This is a genomic window from Shewanella sp., from assembly GCF_013214165.1.
In the GTDB taxonomy this organism is placed as follows: domain Bacteria; phylum Pseudomonadota; class Gammaproteobacteria; order Enterobacterales; family Shewanellaceae; genus Shewanella.
In genome coordinates this window covers 60,303-83,289 of sequence record NZ_JABSSM010000022.1, presented here as the reverse complement: position 1 = coordinate 83,289, position 22,987 = coordinate 60,303, and the positions used below count along the sequence as shown (strand labels likewise).

Sequence of the window (22,987 nt, the reverse complement as noted above, 5' to 3'; positions counted from 1 at the left end):
CTCGAAACCAATGACAACTAGGGATTAGTTGACGTCACTTGAGCAACAGCCTGTTTCCAGCCGAAGTAAAGACTCTCTCTAGCCTCGGCAGAAATACCGGGGCTAAAGGATTTATCTAAGTTAGCTTTATGTTTCAGCTCAGCGGTTGATTGCCAAAACCCCACAGCTAAACCAGCCAAAAAAGCGGCTCCCATTGCGGTAGTCTCGGTGACGACTGGACGATGCACCTCTACGTTGCTTATGTCAGCCTGAAACTGCATTAAAAAGTCGTTAGCAACGGCGCCACCATCGACGTTAAGCTGTTTTAACATGACTCCACTGTCCTTGGTCATTGCCTCGAGAAGATCGCGACTCTGATAGGCAATAGCCTCTAGTGCGGCTCTGATAATGTGATTACGATTGGAGCCTCTTGTTAAACCGACTAATGCACCACGAGCATTAGGCTCCCAATAAGGCGCACCTAAACCGACAAAGGCTGGGACGAGATAAACACCATTGGTATCTGCTACTTTGGAAGCGAAGTATTCGGTATCTTGGGCATCACGAATAAGACCAAGCTCATCTCTGAGCCATTGAATCGTCGCCCCCCCCATAAACACGGCTCCCTCCAGGGCATAATTAACTTCCCCTTCGGCACCTATGGCAATGGTGGTTAACAAGCCATGCTGAGATCGCACCGCCTGTTTGCCTGTATTCATCAACAAGAAGCAGCCAGTGCCATAGGTATTCTTGGCCATGCCCTCATCGATACAAAGCTGACCAAACAGGGCCGCCTGCTGATCCCCTGCAATACCGGCAATGTCTATCTCACCACCTTCCCCTGCAATTCTTGTCTGACCATAGATATAAGTAGAAGGCTTAACCTCGGGTAGCAGCGAGCTGGGTATATCGAGTGCCTTGAGTAGCTTTTTATCCCATTGCTGAGTATGAATATTAAACAGTAAGGTGCGACTCGCATTGGTCGGGTCTGTGACATGAACCTTGCCCTCGGTCAGCTTCCACACCAGCCAGGTATCGATAGTGCCAAACAGGAGTTCACCCTTTTCCGCCCGAGCTCTCACGCCGGCAACATTATCTAATATCCACTTTATTTTAGTGCCTGAAAAATAGGGGTCCAACAGAAGCCCGGTAGACTCGCGTACATATTCTTCTAGGCCTTGCGACTTGAGTTCATCGCAGATACTACTGCTGCGGCGGCACTGCCACACTATGGCGTTGTATACCGGCTTGCCCGTGTTTTTATCCCATATGACCGTAGTTTCACGCTGATTAGTTATGCCTATGGCAGCCACTTCATCACTGTGAATATCGGCTCTGGCGAGCACTTCGATCAGGGTCGAACTTTGAGATGCCCAAATTTCCATAGGATCATGCTCGACCCAGCCTGCTTGAGGGTATACTTGGGTGAATTCGCGCTGAGACATGGCAACAATATTGGCATCATGATCAAATACGATAGCTCTTGAGCTTGTAGTCCCCTGATCTAACGCGATCACATATTTCTTGGTCACAATCTTGTCCTATTATTGATTACTGTGTCTCAGTCACATACATTCAGATTATTGCTGAGTCTCCTGTAACACGCCTATTTCGGGTGGCACTATTGTTTCTGGTTCCACAATATCAGCTGGCTCGAACTCTTCAGCATTGGCTTCAACCGTGATTTCATCACAAGCATGGGCCGGCAGATACCAAAACTCGGCCAACTTACCATTTTTAATATGGAAATTACCTATGCTGCACTGACTCAGTTGCTCACCATCATTGTCCCAGGTCACCCTTTCCACAGTACTGACATAATTGCCCGAATCGATCATCTGCAGAATAGTGGCATTAGCATCAGTCAATGTCTCAAAATAATCCGCCATCGCCGCCGCAAACTCTTCCTGGCTAGAGGTTTCAATCGCAACCTTGGTCCCGGTAACATGCATCCAACGCACATCATCTGATGTGTATTGCAGCATAAGTTTGACATCATGGCTGTTATAAGCTGCGATAAATCCTTCGACGATCTCGGTAGGGGTCTGATTAGCCATTGCGGTAAAAGGAAGTAAAGACAGGGTCGCCGCAAGTAGATAGGGCTTCATATCACACCTCTTGTTTGGTAGTTGCCGATCTAAATTAGATCACAGATTAGGTTTATCGTATTAGATGAATATAATCTTATGAAGTTCATTTTACTAACAAAATATAGAAAATCCCTCAAGCCTATTCAATATGTAAGCAGTTGCAACAGGCAACACAGCATAAAATTAGATTTTAATAAGCTGATTTCGCTGATATATACGCCTCATATTTGTAACAGCAATAAAAATGCCCCACACATGTGAGGCACTCTTTTATGTTATACAAATTTACAGCTTATAGCTTATAGCTTATAGCTTAACTGCATGCCGACTAACCAGACATCGCCAACAGCTTCACCATCGAAGCTCACCTGAGCCAGCTCCATTAGATCCATCGACTCATTGATCGGTGCATCGCCGTAAGCTTTAATATAAGTGACAGCGAAATCCACAGTCAGATTTTCAGAGGCTTGATAACCGGCACCGGCACTGAGCCACAAACGATCAGAATCCGGAATAGTCATGGTGCGATACTCATCATCCACTGCGGTATTATCGTAGGCGATACCCGTGCGTAACAGCCATTGGTTATTTAACTGATAGGTAGAGCCCAATGCGAAGCGCCAATTATCTTTGAAGTTCTCTTCTTTAACCAGATCAGACTCCAATCCACCCACAGGCTTAACGTCACCCGGGAAATAAGCGACTAATTCATCGAAGACACTCCATTGAGTCCAATTCACACTGGCATGCATGGCCCAGTTATCACTGAGTTGATGATGAGAAGCCAGTTCGGCAAATGCCGGTAACTCCAACGGCAAGTTACCTTCAATATCGACATCTTGGCCACCGGTATAAAGCAGACCCGAAGCCGAGCCATCGAGTTCCAGTTCAACACCGCTGTGATAGGCGAAACCCAGACGATGTGCAGGATTTACCTGCCAGCTGGCACCAAGTTTCCATCCCATGGCGATATCGTCACCTTCCATGCTCTTAAGGTTAGTTCCACCAGCTGGTAGAGCCGCTGCGACGTCTGCTGGCAAGGAAGGATGAGCCTTCAAGCCATTGATCCAGCCAGGAGCCGACGCGCCAATACTGCCCTCGCCGTATACGACTCTCAAGCCTGCACCAACACTGAATGCTTGATTGATCTTATAGGCAATATTGGGATTAAATTCGACTGTCGTTACCGAAGTCTCGCTGCCGAAAATGGCCGCCGCGTGATCGCCCACTAGCTCAGTCGTCAAACCGTAATTAGAGTTAACCGCCACTCCCCAGGTCCAGCTATCATTGATCTGACTCGAAAAATAAAAATTAGGCACCAGAGCATTATTGGCGACATCTATGGCATCGGCATTCATCGTCATCGCCGGTGAACCAAACAAGGGAGAAGCGATAGAAATATCACCCATCACATCTACATTTGGCATCACATAGATGCCACCAGCAGAGAAATTCGTCCCTTGCAGATAGGTCAACATGGCAGGGTTACGTGCCTGAGTGGATGCATTATCGGCCATAGCCGCTTCACCGGCAAAAGCACGCCCCTGACCCGTGGCTGAGTACTCGGCTAATTGAAAACCTGCCGCCTGTACATGAGACACACTTCCCAGGAGCACCCCAGTCACGGCCAGAGATATTATGCGCTTGTTCATCATCTTAGTTTTTATTCCCATAATTATTATCTTTCTTAATCGATATCAGCTTTAGAGCATTAGCTCGATTTTTAGCATCTGGAGTGTACTTATGCAGAGTATCTTTGCAAGCAAGAGAGATGATTCAGAGTAATTAACTAGATATGCTGAGGTATGCAGTATTTGTTAAGATTAAATGGCTATTTAAAACGGTCTAGGAGTCAGCAATGACGAGACTGTGTCACCACAGGATTGGGAATAGATGATGAACACCACCACAATAGTGATATAAATCAACAAGTAACGGCGCAAGCAGTGACTTACACACGTTAGCTTAAATAGAAAAGTTCTGCCAGTTAAAACCACTGCCAAAAACAACAAAACCTTGCATTGGTTCCCACAAAAAAACAAAACGACAATATTTTCAATAACATAGAGAAAGTGAATTGGGATTTAATACAAAAGCCGGATAAACTCATGTTTATCCGGCTCTGGATTGGTAACACTTACAGTACAAATGTACGCTTAAAAAAACTTACAGCTTCCAGCTTGGAAGTTTTGCTTCATAAGCCGCGATCTGATCGACATAAGCTAACGTCAAACCAATGGCATCCAAGCCATTGAGCAGGTTGTGTCGAGCCGACGTCTCAATCTCAAAACTAAATGTAGCCCCCGACGGAGATGTGACCGTTAAGGCCTCAAGATCGACGGTGATCTCGGCGCCCTCTTGTGCCTCAACCTCATCCATCAACTGCTGCACTTCGACATCAGTCAAACGCACCGGCAGCAGGCCGTTATTGATAGAGTTACCGTAGAAAATATCGGCAAAGCTTGGTGCGATAATGGCGCGTAAACCAAAATCGGCTAATGCCCATGGCGCATGCTCACGGCTAGAACCACAGCCAAAATTTTCCTTAGTAAGGAGAACCGAGGCGCCCTTATATCTGGAAAAGTTGAGGCTAAACGCTGGATTTGGCTGATCGCCAGCCTCGTCCAAATAACGCCAATCATGGAACAGGTGCACACCAAAACCGTCGCGAGTCACTTTAGACAGAAACTGCTTAGGGATGATCTGATCGGTATCCACATTAGCGCTATCGATCATGACCGCAAGCCCAGTGTGTGAGGTAAATGGATTCATTAATCTGTGCTCCTAGTCAGCTCTGTGAATATCGACGACATCTCATCATAGACTATAAAAAATTCATACATCCCGGTGCTCCTAGTAAGGCTTGCGAATATCGACGAAGTGACCTGCTATCGCTGCCGCTGCGGCCATAGCTGGGCTAACAAGGTGAGTGCGACTGCCTCGTCCCTGACGTCCCTCGAAATTACGATTACTGGTTGAGGCGCAGCGATCGCCGGCCTCTAAACGATCATCGTTCATCGCTAAACACATAGAGCAACCCGGTAGACGCCACTCGAATCCCGCGTCGATAAAAATTTTATCCAGGCCTTCGGCCTCCGCCTGCTCCTTCACTAAGCCAGATCCTGGTACCACAATTGCGATCACACCATCAGCCACTTTACGGCCCTTAGCCTGTGCTGCCGCAGCGCGTAGATCTTCGATACGAGAATTAGTACATGAGCCGATAAAAGCCTTGTTGATACTCACATCAGTCATACGAGTCCCGGCAGTGAGCGCCACATACTTGAGTGCTTTTTCGATGCTGTGTCTAACCGTAGCGTTTGGTTCATCGGCAGGGTTGGGTACGACGCCGTCGATGGCAACGACTTGCCCTGGATTGGTTCCCCATGTGAGTTGAGGCGCGATATCACCGGCCTCGAGCACGACTGTCGCATCAAAAACGGCATCGTCATCGGTTTTTAGTTCGGCCCAATCCGCTACCGCCTGCTCCCAAGCTTGGCCCTTGGGTGAAAATTCACGCCCTTTCATGTATTCGACCGTGGTCGCATCCGGCGCAATCATCCCCGCCTTAGCCCCCATCTCAATGGCCATATTACACACAGTCATGCGACCCTCCATGGTTAAGGCTTCGATAGCCTCACCACAAAACTCGACCACATAACCCGTGCCGCCATCCATACCGATCTTGCCTATGATGGCAAGTACGATATCTTTGGCCGTGATCCCGGCAGCGACATGCCCACGTACCACAATCTTCATCGTCTTGGCTTTTAACTGACGCAAGGTTTGCGTCGCCATCACGTGCTCAACTTCAGACGTACCTATGCCGAACGCCAGTGCACCAAATGCACCATGAGTGGCGGTGTGCGAGTCACCACATACAATAACGGCGCCGGGTATGGTGATGCCGAGCTCAGGCCCCATCACATGCACTATGCCTTGGTTCTTATGATGTATGTCATACAGGCGCACACCAAACTCTTTACAGTTATCCTGCAGTGTTTCTACCTGGATTCGAGCCATAGGACTCAAAGCATCTAGACTTGCACTCTTAGTCGAAGTGTTATGATCCATGGTTGCGAAGGTTTTCTCTGGCGCGCGCATTTTACGACCCGCCGCCCTCAAACCACTGAATGCCTGGGGTGATGTCACCTCATGGACCAGATGTCTGTCGACATAGATCAGTGGCGCTTCATCCTCGTTCTCAATGACGATATGTGCATCCCATACCTTCTCGTATAACGTCTTAGCCATGAGTTAACTTCCCCCTAGCGTTAATGTAATAACCGAGATAGTAAAACCATCCCTCATGCCATGTTCATATAAAGTCTTAGCCACGAGTTAGCTCTCCCCTATAATGAATGTAATAACCGAGACAGTAAAACCATCCCTCATGCCGTATTCGTATAACGTCTTAGTCATTAGCTTAAACCCCTTCGGCAACAGCTTGAGCGATATAATCACCCATCTGACTGGTAGACTTAGCATTACTACGCTCGCTTGCAGGCAGTAACTCAGCGGTTAAGTAACCGTCGCTGAGTGTCTTGCTCACGGCGGCTTCTATCGCCTGGGCGGCGTCTTCGAGTTTCAGGCTATGGCGCAGCAGCAGGGCGGCTGACAGAATTTGCGCCACGGGATTAGCGATCCCCTGACCGGCGATATCCGGCGCACTGCCACCAGCGGGCTCATACATGCCAAAACCTTCGCTGTTCATGCTAATCGATGACAGCAGACCCATAGAGCCGGTCAACATGGCTATCTCATCCGAGATGATATCGCCGAACAGGTTAGAGCAGAGCATGACATCGAATTCATTGGGACGACGTAGCAGCTGCATGGTGGCATTATCGATATAGATGTGTTCGAGTTCGACATCAGGGTAATCCTTAGCGACCTCTTCGACCACTTCACGCCAGAGTACGCTACAGGCCAAGACGTTAGCCTTATCGACCGAAGTGACCTTGTTACGACGACCTTGGGCGGATTCGAATGCTATCTTGGCTATGCGCCTGATCTCCTTGCGGCTGTATCTCATGGTATCGAAGGCTTCTTCATTCTCGCCTTCTCCCTGACGACCCTTAGGCTTGCCGAAATAGATGCCACCGGTTAATTCACGCACACAGAGGATATCGAAGCCCTTCTCTGAGATGTCGCTTCGCAGTGGCGACATATGTTCGAGACCCGTATGTAATTTGGCCGGACGCATATTACAGAACAGCTCGAAGTGTCCACGTAGAGGCAGCAGCGCGCCACGCTCAGGTTGATCGTTTGGCGGAAGGTGCTCCCACTTAGGACCGCCAACAGAACCAAACAGCACGGCATCGGCCGCCTCACAACCCTTTAGCGTAGCCTCAGGCAGAGGACAACCATGATTATCGATGGCCGCGCCCCCAACATCATATTCACTATATTCGATTGAGAGATCGAAACGCTTCTCGACCGCGGCCAACACCTTGCGTGCTTCGGCCATCACTTCGGGCCCAATTCCATCTCCGGCTAACACCGCTATTTGATAACTCATACGACACAAACTCCAACTCTTTAATTTTACTATTCGAATAATTATTAACGTTATTATACGCCGCCAAACTCGCTACGCTGCTGCTGAATCTTCTCTTTGCAATCGGCAACTTTATCTGCACGCCAAGTCAGGTTCATCACATGTATCAACGCCTGAACCGAAGCCTCGACCACATCGGTCGCCAGCCCGACCCCATGGAAGCTCTGCTGCTGGTAGCTCGCCTCGATATCGACCTGACCCAGGGCATCTTGTCCCTCGCCCTTGGCGCTTAGCTTATAGCTGGTAATATTCACTTCACGCTTGCTGGCACGGGCGATGGCATTATAGGCGGCATCCACAGGACCATTACCTGTGGCCGCCTCCGTGACAGTCTGGCCATCGATTTCCACGTTAACCGTCGCAGTCGCCTTACCTTGGGTGGAATCAGAATGGACCACCAGCTGCTGCAATTTATAATGCGCGTCCTCATCGGCCTGAGCCTCAATGAAGACCAGCGCCTCAAGATCATAATCGAACACTTGACCCTTCTTGTCCGCCAGTTCGACGAAGGCGGTATACAAGGTATCCATATCGTAATCGCTCTCAACATAACCCATCTCGGCCATGCGATGCTTGATCACGTGACGTCCAGAACGCGAGGTCATATTGAGATTATTACGGGGTAAACCTATGCTCTCTGGGGTCATGATCTCATAAGTATTCTGTGACTTAAGCATGCCATCTTGATGAATACCCGATGAATGAGTGAACGCATTGGCACCGACTATCGCCTTGTTAGCCTGTACTGGCATGTTACACAGCTGGCTGACTAAGTTAGAGGTGCGGTGGATCTCTTTGGCGTTGATGCCGGTTTCGAAGCCAAGTTTTGCCTTACGGGTAGACAAGATCATGGCGATCTCTTCCAGAGAACAGTTACCCGCCCGCTCACCGATACCATTGATCGTACATTCGATCTGACGTGCACCATGCTGTATCGCGGTGATCGAATTCGCCACAGATAGACCCAAGTCATCGTGACAATGAACCGAGATCACCGCCTGATCTATGTTAGGTACTCGGTTAAACAGGGTCTCTATGATGGAGCCAAATTCACTCGGTATAGTGTAACCTACGGTATCGGGAATATTAATCGTCCTGGCACCCGCTTTAATTGCCTCTTCGACCATGCGGCAAAGATTATCGATAGGCGTGCGACCGGCATCTTCACAGGAGAACTCGACATCGTCGGTGAATCGACGTGCATACTTGATGGCGCCAACTGCCATCTCTAATACCTGATCGAAAGAACGTTTCAACTTACTCTCAACATGTATGGTCGAGGTAGAGATGAACGTATGAATACGGAATTGTTCGGCAACCGACAGAGCCTGAGCCGCGGCATCGATATCTTTTTCCAAGGCACGGGACAGGGCACACACTCGGCTGTTTTTTATCGTACGGGCTATGGTCTGAACAGACTTAAAATCGCCCGGAGACGAAACAGGAAAACCCACTTCCATCACGTCAACACCCAGTCGTTCCAAAGACAGTGCTATCTGTAGCTTTTCCTTAACCGTTAAGCTTGCCGCCAAGGCCTGTTCGCCATCACGTAGGGTCGTATCAAAAATAATCACTCGGTTAGACATCTGGTTTCTCCGTGGAAGACCTAATTATTATTTGCGCTTAACAACAAAAAACCCCGCGTTTGTTAGCGCGGGGTTTGTGAATGCTGTTTCTCTATCGAGTGTGCAACACTACATCCTCCGCGCAGGACCTGCGAGAATGAGAATGAGGAGGTTGAGTAATGCACGTTTTATATTCATCTGTCTTATTTATTCAGTGTGCACAATTAATTATGCAGCTGGTTAATACTCGATTATGACGTTAGTTTAGTAAAGAACGGTTAATTTTTAACGTGTGGCGGCTCCGGTGTCAACCCCATTTTTTTCACTTCGGCCTGATTAGACCAGAGTAAACACCTTTAAAGCTTGGCTATCTTTTCATTAACCCTATAATCAGCAGCCATTTACCTAAGATATCTAGATAATAAGTCTGTTTTGCAACAAATAGTTCTAAATCATACTCTGTGGTTTTTTAATGCATCAAATTAGTTATAATGCCTGCCACATGGATTTAGAATAAGTAAACGGAGCTTCACCCAATGATCTTTCGTCTCTCAGTGCTTTGCCTCACGTTCTGGCTAGTGCCAGCATGGGCAAGTACACAAGACAGACTCGATACGGTCAATACGCTAGTATACCAATACCCCAGCCAAGCCCTAATTGAAATCAACAAACTAGACAGTATAACGTCACAGATCAAACTCTCTGAAGCTGAGAAGCTCAGGCTCACTCTACTCCGCTGTGAAACTCTGCTGCAATTAGGTGATAATGAGGCGGCAATTAACCTTGCCCGTATGAATGAAGCCAAGGCGAAGCTCCTCAAGCTAGATCAGGCGCGTCCCTATTTTCTCAACTGTATGGCTGCCGCATTCAGTCACTATGGTGATTACCGACAGGCGCTTCCCTTACTAGACAGCTCAATCATGCTGTCTAGGGAGCTGAAACAACCTCAGTCCCTAGTGAATGGATTAAGGCTTAGAGGCATAATAGACACCCAGATGGACAGCTACAGCAGCGCATTCGAAGATCTCGGTTTAGCCAGTGATATCTATGCCGATACCCAATCTCAAGCAGTCAATTGGGTACTCCCCCCCAGAATCAGCATCACATTCGCCATGAGCCAACTGCTGGCCAAGAACAGTCAATTTAATCCTGCCTACCAGATATTGGCAAAGGCCCTAGTTAGAGATGATCCCAAGGGGAAGGTGCTACTCACTGCCAGCATACTAGTGGCAAAAATGGCTCAATTTAACCGTTCCCAATCCAGTGACCAGCTGATTAAAGAGGCAAAAAATTTATTACCCGAACTCGAAACGGCTTTCGAGCTTGCCGTGAGTTACAAGGATATTGCTCAGCTGGAATATAGGAGAGAAAATTACAGTCGTGCGATTCAGCTATTGGAGATCAGTTTACATACCTTCATTAAACAAAAAAGCACCATAGAAACATTACGTACCCAACGTCTACTTGCCCAAGTGCTACTGACAAGCGACAACCAGGCTAGAGCCATGCCCCTGATGAACCAAGCCATAGCAAAGAGTCTACAAACCTCTAAATATCATGAGTTAGTACTTTGTTATCAGGTATTGAGTGACTATTACGTTCGTCTGGGAAATTTCGAACAGGCATATCATTACCAGCTGCTCAGATTCGATGCTGCAGAAAATACCTTTAACTTCATCAAGGATACGCGTTTACAGCAATTAAACACTCGCCTGAGTCGACAACAAATTGTACATTCCGCCCTAGGTGAACACAGTCACATGTTAGGCCATCACACTCAGTTTAAGAGTGAATATATACTACTTACGCTATTCATCCTCCTGGCTCTTATAGCAATAAGACAGAGACGAAAATCGACTAAGCTCGCACCAGCGCCCAAGATCACCAGCTCACTCGAACAGAAAATAGATAAACTGCTCGGCCACAGTAAACTTGTCGGTTTCAATTTGAGTCTTATTCTTATCGATTGCAAACATATTTTTCATGCCGATCTACCTCTCTTGCATACCAGACTGGAGAATCTCCTCAGAGAGCAAGACATCGTCACCACGACTATCGACGAGGAGCTGGTGATCTTGTTACCCCATACACAGGAGAAAGGGACCTTAAAGATAATCGAACAGATAAAAGCCGTGATGCTGCCACTTCAGCAAGGTCATCGAACTAATATTGGCTATGCAAAATTGCAACAACAGGACAGCCTCGAGTCTTTGATAAAACGAGCTAAGGTAAAACTGTTAATGTTGAAGAATAGGAAACAGGTAAGCCTTAGCACAGTAACGGCTTAGTTAGTGCCTCCCAGAATCAGGCCTAGCTATCGGCTAGCGAGTTAGCGACTTATTAAGCTAATTCACCGCCGCAACGGCCTACTGTTGCTAGCAGCTTCTAGCTATCGGCTAGCTAGTTAGCGACTTATTAAGCTAATTCACCGCCGCAACGGCCTACTGTTGCTAGCAGCTTCTAGCTATCGGCTAGGTAGTTAGCGATCTCATCGAGGAATTCACCGCCGAAACGGCCTAACTTACGCTCACCGACACCGTTAACCGCCAGCATTTCGCCTGGACTGGTGGGGGTCATGGCCGCCATTTCGGCCAGAGTCGCATCGTTGAATACCAGATAAGGCGGCACATCCAGCTCTTCAGCCAAGCGTCTGCGCAACAACTTCAATCTGGAAAATAACTTACGATCATAATTCAATGGCGCACGAGTGCTGCCGCTACGACGCTTAGTCGTGGTTTGCAGTATGATCCTCGGCTCTGCCAACAATAACTCGACTTCCCCTTTGAGCACAGCTCGCGCCGAGGGATTCAACTTGACCGACGACCCCCGGGTAATATCTTGACTGGCAAAGCCTAGGTGGATTATCTGCCTGATGATACTCAGCCAGTATTCATGACTCTTGTCTTTGCCTATTCCCCAGGTGGATAACTTATCATGGCCCCGGTCGAGCACATTGGCGGCCTTAGAGCCACGCAACACCTCGATGAGGTGATTGATGCCGAAGCCTTGCTTCAAACGATAGATGCTGGAGAGCACCTTCTGCGCATCTTGAATGCCGTTATATCGCTTAGGCGGATCCAAACAGATATCACAGTTACCACATGGCTGTTCGGCACGCTCGTCGAAATAGTGCAACAGCACCTGACGACGACAGGTCTGCGCCTCGGCAAAGGCGGCCATGGTATTGAGCTTATGTAGCTCGACCTGCTGCTGGGGACCCGGCTCATTTTGCTGTATAAGATGACGTACCCGGCCGATATCGGCGGGGTCGAACAGCATCAAGGCCTCAGCATCTAAACCATCACGTCCGGCACGTCCCGTCTCTTGATAATAGGACTCCACGCTCTTGGGAATATCGTAATGCACCACGTAACGCACGTTGGACTTGTTGATACCCATGCCAAATGCCACGGTTGCCACCACGATATCGAGTTGATCTTTCAAGAAGCGGTCTTGCACATCGGCCCTCTCCTCCTGAGTCCTGCCCGCATGATAGGCATCGGCATTATGACCCTGAAGTCTCAGCCGTTCCGCCACCTCATCGACTCGTCTACGGCTGCCACAATAGATGATGCCACTGGTGCCATTTTGGGCAGTGACAAACTGACGTAACTGATTGGCGGCATTGAGTTTCTCAGCCACTGTATAGCGAATGTTAGGACGATCGAAACTGGTGAGCAAGGAGAAGGGAGTAATGGTCAGACGCTGGCAGATATCCTGCCTGGTCGCCTGATCCGCCGTGGCCGTCAGCGCCATGATAGGCACATGGGGGAAATACTGTCTCAGCCTGCCTAGCGCCGCATACTCGGGCCTGAAATCATGACCCCATTGGGAGATACAATGAGCCTCATCTATGGCGAAAAGCGAGATATGCAGTTCATGTAAACGCTCGATAAAGCTGGCTTGCAGCAAACGCTCTGGAGAGACATAAAGCAGTTTTAGCTCGCCGCTGTGCATCTCCCTGAGGATCCTGGCGCGCTCTTCCCCAGCCTGAGATGAATTGAGGTATCCGGCATTGACTCCCATCTGCTGTAGGCTATCGACCTGATCTTTCATCAGGGAGATCAGCGGTGAGACCACTATGGTCAAACCGGCCATCTGCAATGCCGGCAGTTGATAACACAGGCTCTTCCCCCCCCCTGTAGGCATGATCACCAGGCAATCGATACCGGCGCAGATCTGCTCGATCACCTCCCGCTGGCCTTTTCTGAAGGTGCGGTAGCCGAATACCGACTGCAGGCTCGAAGAGAGTGGATCTGATTGAGGTTGCGGCGTCACTTGGTCCATGGGCATCGGGAGTCAGAAATAGGGCCGACCATTCTAATAAAGCTCGCGCCTCTTGTCTCTCATGATCGTCCTAAACTTTGAGAATAATCTTGCATACCAAGGTGAGTAAGCGATAGATTAATTGCTCTAATTATAAACAGCAATAGATACTTACCCTATAAAAGGATGCTTATGACCAATCCAGTGCAAGCCGAAATTCTTAAGAGAGTGGCCGAGGTGTTCGATAAACAAGTGCCGTTTCATAACCTCTTGGGCATGGACATCAAACGTTATGATATCGACGGCGTCGAAGTTAGCGTCAATATGAAACCTGAGCTTATCGGCAATATCCACCAGCAGATCCTCCATGGCGGCGTCACAGCCACTGTGCTCGACGTTGTCGGTGGACTAACGGCCTTCTCGGGTTTAGTCGCCAGTCGCGACGACTGGAGCGTAGAAGAACTACAGAGCCGCTTGCAAACCTTAGGCACCATAGATCTAAGAATAGATTACCTCAGGCCCGGCAGAGGTGAGATATTTACCGGCACCGGCACTGTGATCCGCGCCGGCAATCGCGTGTCAGTCTGCCGCATGGAACTGCATAATGAACGTGGCGATCACATCGCCTTCGGCACTGGCACTTATATGGTCGGTTAAGCCCCCTTCAAATTCATGCCTGTCGGCTTTATTTCCGCTGGTGTCATTATCATGAGACAGGCATGAAACTATTACTCACCGCTTTAACCTTGAGGCTATAAGGCTTGAGGAATACAATGAGCCACTTTCTCATTTTGTAGTCTAATCCATGCTCGATTCTGAACACCGCAAAGGCATAGTCTTTGCTATTTGTGCTTATACTCTCTGGGGCTTCGCCCCCCTGTATTTCAAGTTGTTGGGACAGGTGTCTGCTACCGAGATCTTGATCCATCGGGTGATCTGGTCATTCGTGTTTGTCACCATGCTCACGATGACATTCGGTGGCTTTGCTCGCCTCAGACAAGTGCTGAAGCGGCCCAAGCAGCTTATGGTATTAACCTTGACCTCAATCCTGATCGCGGCTAACTGGCTACTGTTTATCTGGGCTATCAATAATGATCATATGCTAGATGCCAGCTTAGGTTATTTTATCAATCCATTAGTGAATGTCATGTTAGGCATGGCCTTCCTGGGGGAGCGACTGCGGAAACTGCAATGGTTTGCCGTCGCTCTGGCCGCTAGCGGCGTGATGGTGCAGCTGATCTCGTTTGGCTCCATTCCCCTGGTATCTTTGGGTCTTGCCGGCTCATTCGCTCTCTATGGACTGCTACGCAAAAAGGTTAATGTCGATGCTAAGACTGGCTTGCTGGTCGAGACCGCCATCTTGTTCCCGGTTGCACTCATCTACCTGCTTGCCAATGTAGGCGGCTCATTAACCCACATGATGACCAACGAGATGTCACTCAATCTGCTGCTATTGGCGGCGGGCATAGTGACCACCATACCCTTGCTCTGTTTCGCCGCTGCGGCGGTGAGGATCCCGCTATCAGTACTGGGTTTTCTTCAGTATCTGGGCCCGACCATCATGTTTATCTTGGCTGTTACCCTCTATGGCGAGTCTTTCGACCTAGAGAAAGGGATCACCTTCTTGTTTATCTGGGGAGCCTTGGTGGTATTCACCATAGACATGTTCTACAAACGCAAGCAACAGCAAGCTACAAGCTAATCATCAAGAGGCCCCTATTTCTCATCATAGAAATAAGGGCCTTTTTTCTATAGCGACTCAGGACCTTATAGTTCTAAGGCGAGTATCTTGGATTTTCTTTGGTAGTTATACAGTTGCTTCTTCTTATCGGGCAAGGTTTCCACATCGACGATATCGAAACCATGTTCCAGGAACCAATGAATGCTGCGCGTGGTCAAGGCAAACAATTTTGAATAGCCCCTGACTCTGGCCTGACCGATAATATTCTTCAGCAGTATGCTGCCCCTGTCGGCATCCCGGTATTCTGGATGTACCACCAGACAGGCAAACTCACCGGCATTGTCTTCCTCAAATGGGTAGAAAGCCGCGCAGCCTATGACCAGATTATCGCGTTCGATAAGCATAAACTGCTCAATCTCCATCTCCAGCTGCTCACGGGAACGACGGACTAGAATGCCTTTGTGCTCTAACGGACGGATCAGATCTAAGATCCCGCCGATATCGCCAATGCTGGCACGACGCAGACGTTCGGCACTCTCGGTGACAATCTGGGTACCGATACCATCTCTGGAGAAGAGCTCCTGCAGCAAGGCACCATCATCCAGATAACTCACGAAGTGACAACGGGAGACACCATTGCGGCAGGCATCTATGCTGGCCTTGAGAAAGGCTTTAGTACCCTGACAGACACTCGAGCTTAAGTCTAAATCGTTCAAGATAGCTTGAGCATCATTTGGCATCAATTCGGCCAGCACCTGACCTGTACTATCCAGGATACCTTTCTGTGAGCTAAAACCTATCATCTTATCGGCTTTGAGTTTCACTGCGATCTGAGTGGCGACCTCTTCGGCGGTCAGATTAAAGCTCTCTCCCGTAACCGAAGCGGCAACGGGCCCGAGTAACACTATGCTATTACTTTCCAGCTGGCCCTTGAGGCCCTGAACATCGATACGCCTAACCTTGCCACTCAGGCAATAGTCGACACCATCATCGACACCAAGAGGTTGAGCGATGACGAAATTACCACTCACCACATTGATCTGTGCCCCCTGCATCGGAGTATTACTCAGACTCATGGAGAGTCTGGCGGTGATATCCAGTTGCAATCCGCCCACAACTTGCTTAATTACCTTAAAGGTATTTTCGTCGGTGATCCTTACGCCATTGTAGTACTCAGGCTGGATGGATTTATCTGCCAAAGCCTCATCAATCTGCGGCCTGGCACCATGCACCAGCACCATCTTGATCCCCAGACTATGCAAGAGCGCGATATCATTAATGATCGAGCGAAATTGTTTATTAGCTAACGCCTCTCCCCCAAGCATCACCACAAAGGTTTTACCCCTATGGGAATTGACGTAGGAAGCTGAGTGACGAAATCCATCAACGAGTTCAGTGGTACGCACGAATATATTCTCACCTTAATTCATTTATGCAAAACAGACGGCTACAGCCGTAGGCTACAACAAGCATGATATTGCATTTTAATGCAAAATAAAAGCATTTATATTTAATCGTCAGCATGTGAAAACTGTTTTAAAATAGGGTGTGGACTAATAAAACTGAAAAAATCACAAATGAATAACAATTTAGATTATTCATCTTAATTGATCTATATGGCAATGCGTTGAACACACTAAATTTTAAGCAAAAAAAAAGCCCCTGAATCAGGGGCTTTATTAGAAGTTAGCAACAAGTTATTACTTGATTTTAGCTTCTTTGTACATAACGTGCTTACGGATAACGGGATCAAATTTCATGATTTCCATCTTTTCAGGCATGTTACGTTTGTTCTTTTCAGTCGTGTAGAAATGACCAGTCTTAGCGCTAGAAACTAGCTTGATCTTCTCACGATTACTTTTAGATTTAGCCATGGTTTATTATACCTTCTCGCCGCGTGCACGAAGTTCTGCAACAACAACTTCAATACCTTTCTTATCGATAATACGCATACCTTTAGGGGTAAGACGTAGCTTAACGAAGCGCTTCTCGCCTTCTAACCAAAAACGATGGTTTTGTAGGTTAGGTAAAAAACGACGACGCGTAGAATTCTTCGCGTGCGAGCGGTTGTTACCAACCATTGGTTTCTTGCCAGTTACTTGGCATACTCTTGACATGTCAATCTTCTCCAAAACTAAATATTTTAACGCTCGAGCATTAATGCACCTCGAACACGGCCGTCGCCTGAGGCACACAACAGAGGGCGCATTTTATACAGGATCTAAAAGCAAAGAGCAAGGAATAGTTAGTCTATCCATCCCCGCTCTGCAAATGAAACTATCTCGCGATCGCCTACAACCATATGGTCTAACAAGGAAACATCTATGGTTGCCAAGGCACACTTTAATCGCTCTGTAATTCGCCTGTCGGCCAAGCTTGGCTCCGCAACTCCTGATGGATGGTTGTGGCAGACAATCACGGCCGCGGCTTTTTTCTCAAGCACCAGACACACCACATCTCGTGGATAGACTGACGCTGAATCTATGGTGCCACGGAATAATTCAACAAACTGAATGACTCGGTGCTGACTGTCCAACAATAAGATGGCGAACACCTCATAGGCACGATCCCGCAATTGTCTCATTAAATAGTCCCGAGTTAAATCAGGATCACTCAATATTTTGCCTCTTTTTAACTTTTCTGCCGAAATTCGGGTACTCAGCTCGGCCGCAGCCTGGATCTGAGCAAACTTTACCGGTCCCATACCCGATAATTTACAAACCTCCTGCTGAGACGCCTTCAATAGCTCCCTGAGCCCGCCAAACTCTGCAATTAGATCCCTGGCTAATTGAACGGCACTTAATCCCTTTACGCCATTTCTAAGCACCACAGCTAACAGCTCAGAATCTGATAACTGACCCGCTCCATGACTCAGTAGTTTATCTCGCGGTCCCTCGCCCGACGGCCAATCTTTGATCCCCATCCCCCCCTCCTTGCGTGAATTTTTATCTTCTGCAGAGTATGGTCGAGTTTTCTAAAACTTGTATCCTCCACGGCCTAAACTTTGTGATATCTTAGGCAGCAATTCAATTTAGCGACTGCATTGTTTCTCGTGAGTCATCCTTACGAGCCACAGTCTATGAGCAAGAGTATGAGCCAAAGTAAGATTTCAAATCAGTCTTCAAGCCAGACCCATCAAAATATCCTACTCGCTATAGGCGGCGGCATCGCGGCCTATAAATCTGCCGATCTTATCCGACGCTTAAAAGAGCGTGGCTTCGACGTACGTGTAGTGATGAGTCAGAGCGCCAAGGAATTTATCACTCCACTTACCTTGCAAGCCTTATCCGGACATCCGGTGGCATCAGACCTGCTCGATACCAGTGCAGAAGCGGCCATGGGTCATATAGAGCTGGCTCGATGGGCGGATCTGGTGATTGTCGCCCCAGCAACGGCCAATCTGATAGCCCGAATAAATGCGGGTATGGCCGATGAGCTTATTACCACCACTTGCTTAGCGACCGAGGCCCCCGTGATACTTTGCCCGGCGATGAACCAGCAGATGTATCGCAATCAGGCGACACAAGATAATCTGGCAAACCTAGCCAAACGCGGCCTGAAGGTTTGGGGACCCGCATCTGGCAGTCAAGCCTGTGGCGAAATTGGCCCGGGACGCATGCTCGAACCTTTGGATATCGTCGCCCTGACAGTGCAATTTTTCGCGCCTAAATTACTGGCAGGCCACTCACTACTACTGACAGCCGGACCGACACGTGAAGCCATAGACCCTGTGCGTTATATCTCCAACCATAGTTCGGGTAAGATGGGCTTCGCCATCGCCAAAGCGGCAGCCGACATGGGCGCCGAGGTCACCTTAGTCTCTGGACCTGTCAATCTGGCGACACCCGCTGGAGTCAAACGAGTCGATGTTATATCGACCCAAGACATGCTCGAGGCCGTGATGAGCCGAGTCGACAAGCACGATATCTTCATCGGCTGCGCCGCCGTGGCCGATTATCGAGTTGCAGATGTTGCAGTGGATAAGATTAAAAAAACGTCCACCGATATGCAGCTTGCCTTGGTAAGGAATCCTGATATCTTAGCCAGCGTAGCCAGCCATAACCCAAGACCTTTTACCTTAGGATTTGCCGCCGAGACCCAAGATGTCGAACGCTACGCTAAAGATAAACTGCTGCGCAAGAAACTCGATATGATAGCCGCCAATGATGTGTCTAATCCTGAGCTGGGCTTCAATGCCGACAATAATGCGCTCAAGGTCATTTGGGCCAAGGGTCAGATAGATCTTCCGGCAACCGATAAGCAAACCTTGGCTAGCCAGCTACTCGGCATCGTCGCCGAACGAATAGCCATGTTAAAAGATGACAAGAAATAACAAATGAAGACACCCATAGAAATAAAAATTCTCGATCCGCGTATCGGTTCACAGTATCCCCTTCCCGCCTACGCAACACCAGGCAGTGCGGGTATGGATCTTAGGGCCATGATCGAGACGACTATCATAGTCGAGCCGGGTGAAACCATCTTAATTCCAACCGGCATTTCGATTTATGTTGCCGATCCAGGACTTGCGGCCATAATTTTACCGCGCTCTGGCCTGGGTCATAAACATGGCATAGTGCTGGGAAACTTAGTCGGTCTTATCGACTCCGACTACCAAGGACCGCTTATGGTCTCTTGCTGGAACAGGGGCAGTGAACCTTTTACCTTAGAGATAGGTGACAGGTTAGCCCAACTGGTATTTGTACCTGTAGTACAGGCTGAATTTAAGCTTGTCGATGAATTTGATAATTCGAGTCGTGGCGAAGCAGGTTTTGGCCACTCAGGTACCCAATAAAAAAACACTCACTCAGATGAATATTAGCTAACTGAGTGTGATCAATAAGAGTGACATTCACTTGCCTAAGATCCATTTAAAGGCAAATGAACATATCACCTAGCTCCTGTCGTATTCGAGTGAAGGAAAACCAAATGGCTGCAAGCCCTAAAATTAATCGCCGCGAACATATTCTCCAATGTCTAGCCACCATGCTAGAAACCAATCCAGGACAAAGAATCACCACGGCCAAGCTCGCTGCCGAAGTCGGTGTATCCGAGGCGGCCCTGTATCGTCACTTTCCGAGTAAGGCTCGCATGTTTGAGGGCTTGATAGACTTTATCGAAGAGTCGCTGCTTTCGCGCATCAACCTCATCATGGATGAGGAGAAAGACACCATGAAACGCTGCCAGTTATTGCTGCAACTGCTGCTTATCTTCTCCGAGCGTAACCCGGGGATCTCGCGAATTCTCAATGGCGACGCCCTCTTGGGTGAACATGAACGCCTGCGCAGCCGGGTTAATTTGATATTTTGTAAGATAGAGACCCATCTGAAACAAATCCTCCGAGAGAAGACCTTACGTGAAGGCAAGGGCTTCAAACTGGACGAAGCGATTCTGGCAAATCTATTACTCGCCGTCGCCGAAGGGCGTATCGCTCAATTTGTTCGCAGCGAGTTCAAACAAAAACCGACTCAGCACTTCGACCAACAGTGGATATTTATTCAACAGCAGCTGCTACAAAGCTAACCCCACTTACCTTACAGCAGCCCGTATAAAGGCTGCTGTTTCTACACAAAAATAATTGCAGCCCCTAAAACTTTACATTACCATCACACCTTGACACATTAGTGAAAACATATAAAAACATATAACAAGGATGTCCCTATGAAACTAATTAAGTGGTTTAGTTTTACCTGCCTGCTGTTAAACAGCCTATTAGTCCAAGCTCAAACCAAAGATCTCATCGCCCAATTTAGCCGCTCAGCCCAGTACACTAATGTCAAAATATCTCCGAATGGTGAATACCTTAGCGTCTTAACCTCGAAAGAGGGCAAGAAAATGCTGATGATCTTAGACACTATCTCTAAAAAACCAATTAACGTTATTCATTTTCCAGGGAATGCTCAGGTCGGCAACTATGAATGGGTTAATCATGAGCGGATTGTATTACAAAAAGAATACCTAAAAGGTTGGAAAGATCATCCACAATACTATGGCGAGTTGATGGCCATTAATGCCGATGGTTCCAAAAGCCAATACCTGTTTGGCTATAAAGGTGGTGAAATTCAAACAGGGTCTAGACTGAAAAAAAACACCCCTATTCGCGCCACAGCTTACATCCTAGATCCACTGCCTAATGATGAACGCTACATGCTAGTCCAGGCATTACCTTGGGGCTCGGGGGGGAGCAATACGGCAGAAAACAGACAAAAGGTTTATAAAGTCGATGTTTACAAGGGCACCCGTAAAAAAATCACCACGGCGCCCGTCCCCTATGCCAGGTTCCTCAATGACGATGAGGGCAAGGTCCATTTTGTCAGCGGTACCAGAGATCACATTAGCTCCACACTCTTTTATCGACAAGACAGTCAATGGATAGATACAGATAAACTCAATCTAAACCTTAATCAGATGAGTCCCATCGCTTTTGGCGAAAATAATGACAGTGTTTATGTACTGGGAAGTGAGAATGGCAAGCCCAAAGGCATATACCTGGTCAACATTAAAACGGGGACTAAAAAACTCATAAGCCAAGATAAAGTCGTCGATCCGAGCAATATATGGCTCAATAAAATAACGAAAAAACTCTACGCGGTTGAGTATGAGAATGGCTATCCAACCTACGAGTTTGTCGATAAAAACGATACACACGCCAAATATGTCAAGCAGCTACTGGCTTCATTGCCGGGACATCAGATTCACTTAGTAAGTGAAACCACAGATGGCAGCCAATTTATTATCAAGGCGTTTAACGATAGAAACCCGGGTGATTACTACCTGTTCAACAGTAAAACGGTAAAACTTGAGTATCTTGTTTCTCAGAAAAAATGGATCGACCCAGAGCTGATGGCCGAAGTTAAGCCCATCACGTTCACCAGCCGAGATGGACAGTTGATCCATGGTTACCTGACCTTGCCCAACGGTAAGCTAGCTAAAAACTTACCTCTGGTCGTTAACCCTCACGGCGGTCCCCACGGCCCCAGAGACTGGTGGAAATTCGATAATCAAAATCAGCTCATAGCCAGTCAAGGTGCAGCCGTGCTGCAGGTTAATTTTAGAGGTTCGGGTGGCTATGGCGACCGTTTTGAACATGCTGGTCATCGAGAATGGGGCGAAGAGATTCAATATGACATCATAGATGCTACTCGCTATGTCATCGAACAGGGATACGTCGACAAAGAACGCATCTGCATCGTCGGTGGCAGCTTCGGTGGATACTCGGCGCTGCAGAGCTCAATATTAGCCCCCGATCTGTTTCAATGTGCTATCGGTTTTGCGGGGATATATGATCTTGAGCTGATGTTTAACGAGGGAGATATTCAGGGACTAAGAGCCGGTAGAGCCTACCTTAAGCAGGTTCTCGGTACCGACGCAGCCATGCTGACCAAGATGTCTCCGAGTCATAATGTCGACAAACTTAAGGCTAAATTGTTATTGGTACACGGAGGGGAAGACGAACGAGCCCCCATAGAACAGCTTGAATCTCTTGAAGATGCACTGCAAGAGATTAACTACCCCTATGAAAAATTGGTGATGGATGATGAGGGACACGGGTTCTATAATGATGAACACCAAGAGAAATATTACCAACTTATGCTGGCGTTCCTTGGGAAAAATCTCAATCTATAATCACTAACAGATATTTCAAGCCGATTGTCTCAATCGGCTTTTTGTTATTCCCCCACAGTTTCTGGGTATAATTTATCATCGATTCAAGGTATCCTCCCCGTCCGATTGTTATTCTACGACCATACTAACTAGCCCATGGCTTTTAGCTAAATCGAATTAACACTCGACATTTACAGCCATAAAAATGCACCGGAAATAACCACTATCTGAATAGTGGAGG

The 22,987-nt window shown here is 48.0% G+C and carries 19 protein-coding genes; 7 read left to right on the top strand and 12 right to left on the bottom strand.

Annotated features, from left to right (window positions below; translation table 11 throughout):
- Positions 1–17: 17 nt before the first annotated feature.
- The 7 genes from glpK to leuA all read right to left on the bottom strand — a co-directional run bounded on the left by glpK (position 18) and on the right by leuA (position 9,215).
- Positions 18–1,511: a glycerol kinase GlpK gene (gene glpK / locus HRU42_RS08410; protein ID WP_295030241.1), complete on the bottom strand. Its 1,494-nt coding sequence runs from the start codon at positions 1,509–1,511 to the stop codon at positions 18–20.
- A gap of 48 nt (positions 1,512–1,559) precedes the next feature.
- On the bottom strand, positions 1,560–2,087 hold the full coding sequence (locus HRU42_RS08405) for a nuclear transport factor 2 family protein (RefSeq protein WP_295030239.1): 528 nt from the start codon (positions 2,085–2,087) through the stop codon (positions 1,560–1,562).
- A 281-nt stretch (positions 2,088–2,368) separates the two neighbouring features.
- On the bottom strand, positions 2,369–3,721 hold the full coding sequence (locus tag HRU42_RS08400; protein WP_295030275.1) for an outer membrane protein transport protein: 1,353 nt from the start codon (positions 3,719–3,721) through the stop codon (positions 2,369–2,371).
- A gap of 514 nt (positions 3,722–4,235) precedes the next feature.
- Positions 4,236–4,841, bottom strand: a complete 606-nt coding sequence (gene leuD / locus HRU42_RS08395; protein WP_295030237.1) for a 3-isopropylmalate dehydratase small subunit — start codon at positions 4,839–4,841, stop codon at positions 4,236–4,238.
- 81 nt (positions 4,842–4,922) lie between these two features.
- Complete coding sequence (leuC, locus tag HRU42_RS08390; protein WP_295030235.1) at positions 4,923–6,323, bottom strand: 3-isopropylmalate dehydratase large subunit; 1,401 nt, start codon at positions 6,321–6,323, stop codon at positions 4,923–4,925.
- A gap of 172 nt (positions 6,324–6,495) precedes the next feature.
- Complete coding sequence (leuB, locus tag HRU42_RS08385) at positions 6,496–7,590, bottom strand: 3-isopropylmalate dehydrogenase (protein WP_295030234.1); 1,095 nt, start codon at positions 7,588–7,590, stop codon at positions 6,496–6,498.
- A 53-nt stretch (positions 7,591–7,643) separates the two neighbouring features.
- A complete protein-coding gene (gene leuA / locus HRU42_RS08380; RefSeq protein WP_295030232.1) occupies positions 7,644–9,215 on the bottom strand; it encodes a 2-isopropylmalate synthase in 1,572 nt (523 codons plus the stop codon).
- A 515-nt stretch (positions 9,216–9,730) separates the two neighbouring features.
- Here leuA and HRU42_RS08375 point away from each other — a divergent pair.
- A complete protein-coding gene (locus tag HRU42_RS08375; RefSeq protein WP_295030231.1) occupies positions 9,731–11,482 on the top strand; it encodes a diguanylate cyclase in 1,752 nt (583 codons plus the stop codon).
- A 172-nt stretch (positions 11,483–11,654) separates the two neighbouring features.
- On the opposite strand, the gene recQ is transcribed toward HRU42_RS08375, so the two are convergent.
- Complete coding sequence (gene recQ, locus HRU42_RS08370) at positions 11,655–13,487, bottom strand: DNA helicase RecQ (protein ID WP_295030229.1); 1,833 nt, start codon at positions 13,485–13,487, stop codon at positions 11,655–11,657.
- A gap of 165 nt (positions 13,488–13,652) precedes the next feature.
- Here recQ and HRU42_RS08365 point away from each other — a divergent pair, with 165 nt between their 5' ends.
- The gene (locus HRU42_RS08365) at positions 13,653–14,117 is read left to right on the top strand and encodes a thioesterase family protein (protein WP_112350919.1); all 465 of its coding nucleotides are present in this window, start codon (positions 13,653–13,655) and stop codon (positions 14,115–14,117) included.
- A 148-nt stretch (positions 14,118–14,265) separates the two neighbouring features.
- Complete coding sequence (rarD, locus tag HRU42_RS08360; protein WP_295030225.1) at positions 14,266–15,162, top strand: EamA family transporter RarD; 897 nt, start codon at positions 14,266–14,268, stop codon at positions 15,160–15,162.
- A 65-nt stretch (positions 15,163–15,227) separates the two neighbouring features.
- On the opposite strand, the gene argA is transcribed toward rarD, so the two are convergent.
- From argA to radC, 4 genes are all read right to left on the bottom strand, one after another.
- Positions 15,228–16,547 (bottom strand): amino-acid N-acetyltransferase, encoded by a 1,320-nt coding sequence (gene argA, locus HRU42_RS08355; protein WP_295030223.1) that lies wholly within the window; start codon positions 16,545–16,547, stop codon positions 15,228–15,230.
- Positions 16,548–16,841: 294 nt separating this feature from the next.
- Positions 16,842–17,015 carry a 50S ribosomal protein L33 gene (rpmG, locus tag HRU42_RS08350; protein ID WP_287943287.1) on the bottom strand — a complete coding sequence of 58 codons (174 nt, stop codon included), beginning with the start codon at positions 17,013–17,015 and terminating at the stop codon, positions 16,842–16,844.
- Between the two features lie 6 nt (positions 17,016–17,021).
- A complete protein-coding gene (rpmB, locus tag HRU42_RS08345; protein WP_144048435.1) occupies positions 17,022–17,258 on the bottom strand; it encodes a 50S ribosomal protein L28 in 237 nt (78 codons plus the stop codon).
- Positions 17,259–17,386: 128 nt separating this feature from the next.
- Positions 17,387–18,064, bottom strand: a complete 678-nt coding sequence (gene radC, locus HRU42_RS08340; protein WP_295030220.1) for a DNA repair protein RadC — start codon at positions 18,062–18,064, stop codon at positions 17,387–17,389.
- Between the two features lie 168 nt (positions 18,065–18,232).
- Between radC and coaBC the strand changes: the two genes are divergently transcribed.
- The 4 genes from coaBC to HRU42_RS08320 all read left to right on the top strand — a co-directional run bounded on the left by coaBC (position 18,233) and on the right by HRU42_RS08320 (position 22,767).
- Positions 18,233–19,474, top strand: coding sequence for a bifunctional phosphopantothenoylcysteine decarboxylase/phosphopantothenate--cysteine ligase CoaBC (gene coaBC / locus HRU42_RS08335; RefSeq protein ID WP_295030219.1), 1,242 nt, complete (start codon positions 18,233–18,235; stop codon positions 19,472–19,474).
- Positions 19,475–19,477: 3 nt separating this feature from the next.
- The gene (dut, locus tag HRU42_RS08330; RefSeq protein ID WP_295030217.1) at positions 19,478–19,936 is read left to right on the top strand and encodes a dUTP diphosphatase; all 459 of its coding nucleotides are present in this window, start codon (positions 19,478–19,480) and stop codon (positions 19,934–19,936) included.
- A gap of 134 nt (positions 19,937–20,070) precedes the next feature.
- Positions 20,071–20,664 (top strand): nucleoid occlusion factor SlmA, encoded by a 594-nt coding sequence (gene slmA, locus HRU42_RS08325; protein WP_295030216.1) that lies wholly within the window; start codon positions 20,071–20,073, stop codon positions 20,662–20,664.
- 138 nt (positions 20,665–20,802) lie between these two features.
- Positions 20,803–22,767 carry a S9 family peptidase gene (locus HRU42_RS08320; RefSeq protein ID WP_295030215.1) on the top strand — a complete coding sequence of 655 codons (1,965 nt, stop codon included), beginning with the start codon at positions 20,803–20,805 and terminating at the stop codon, positions 22,765–22,767.
- Positions 22,768–22,987: the final 220 nt, after the last annotated feature.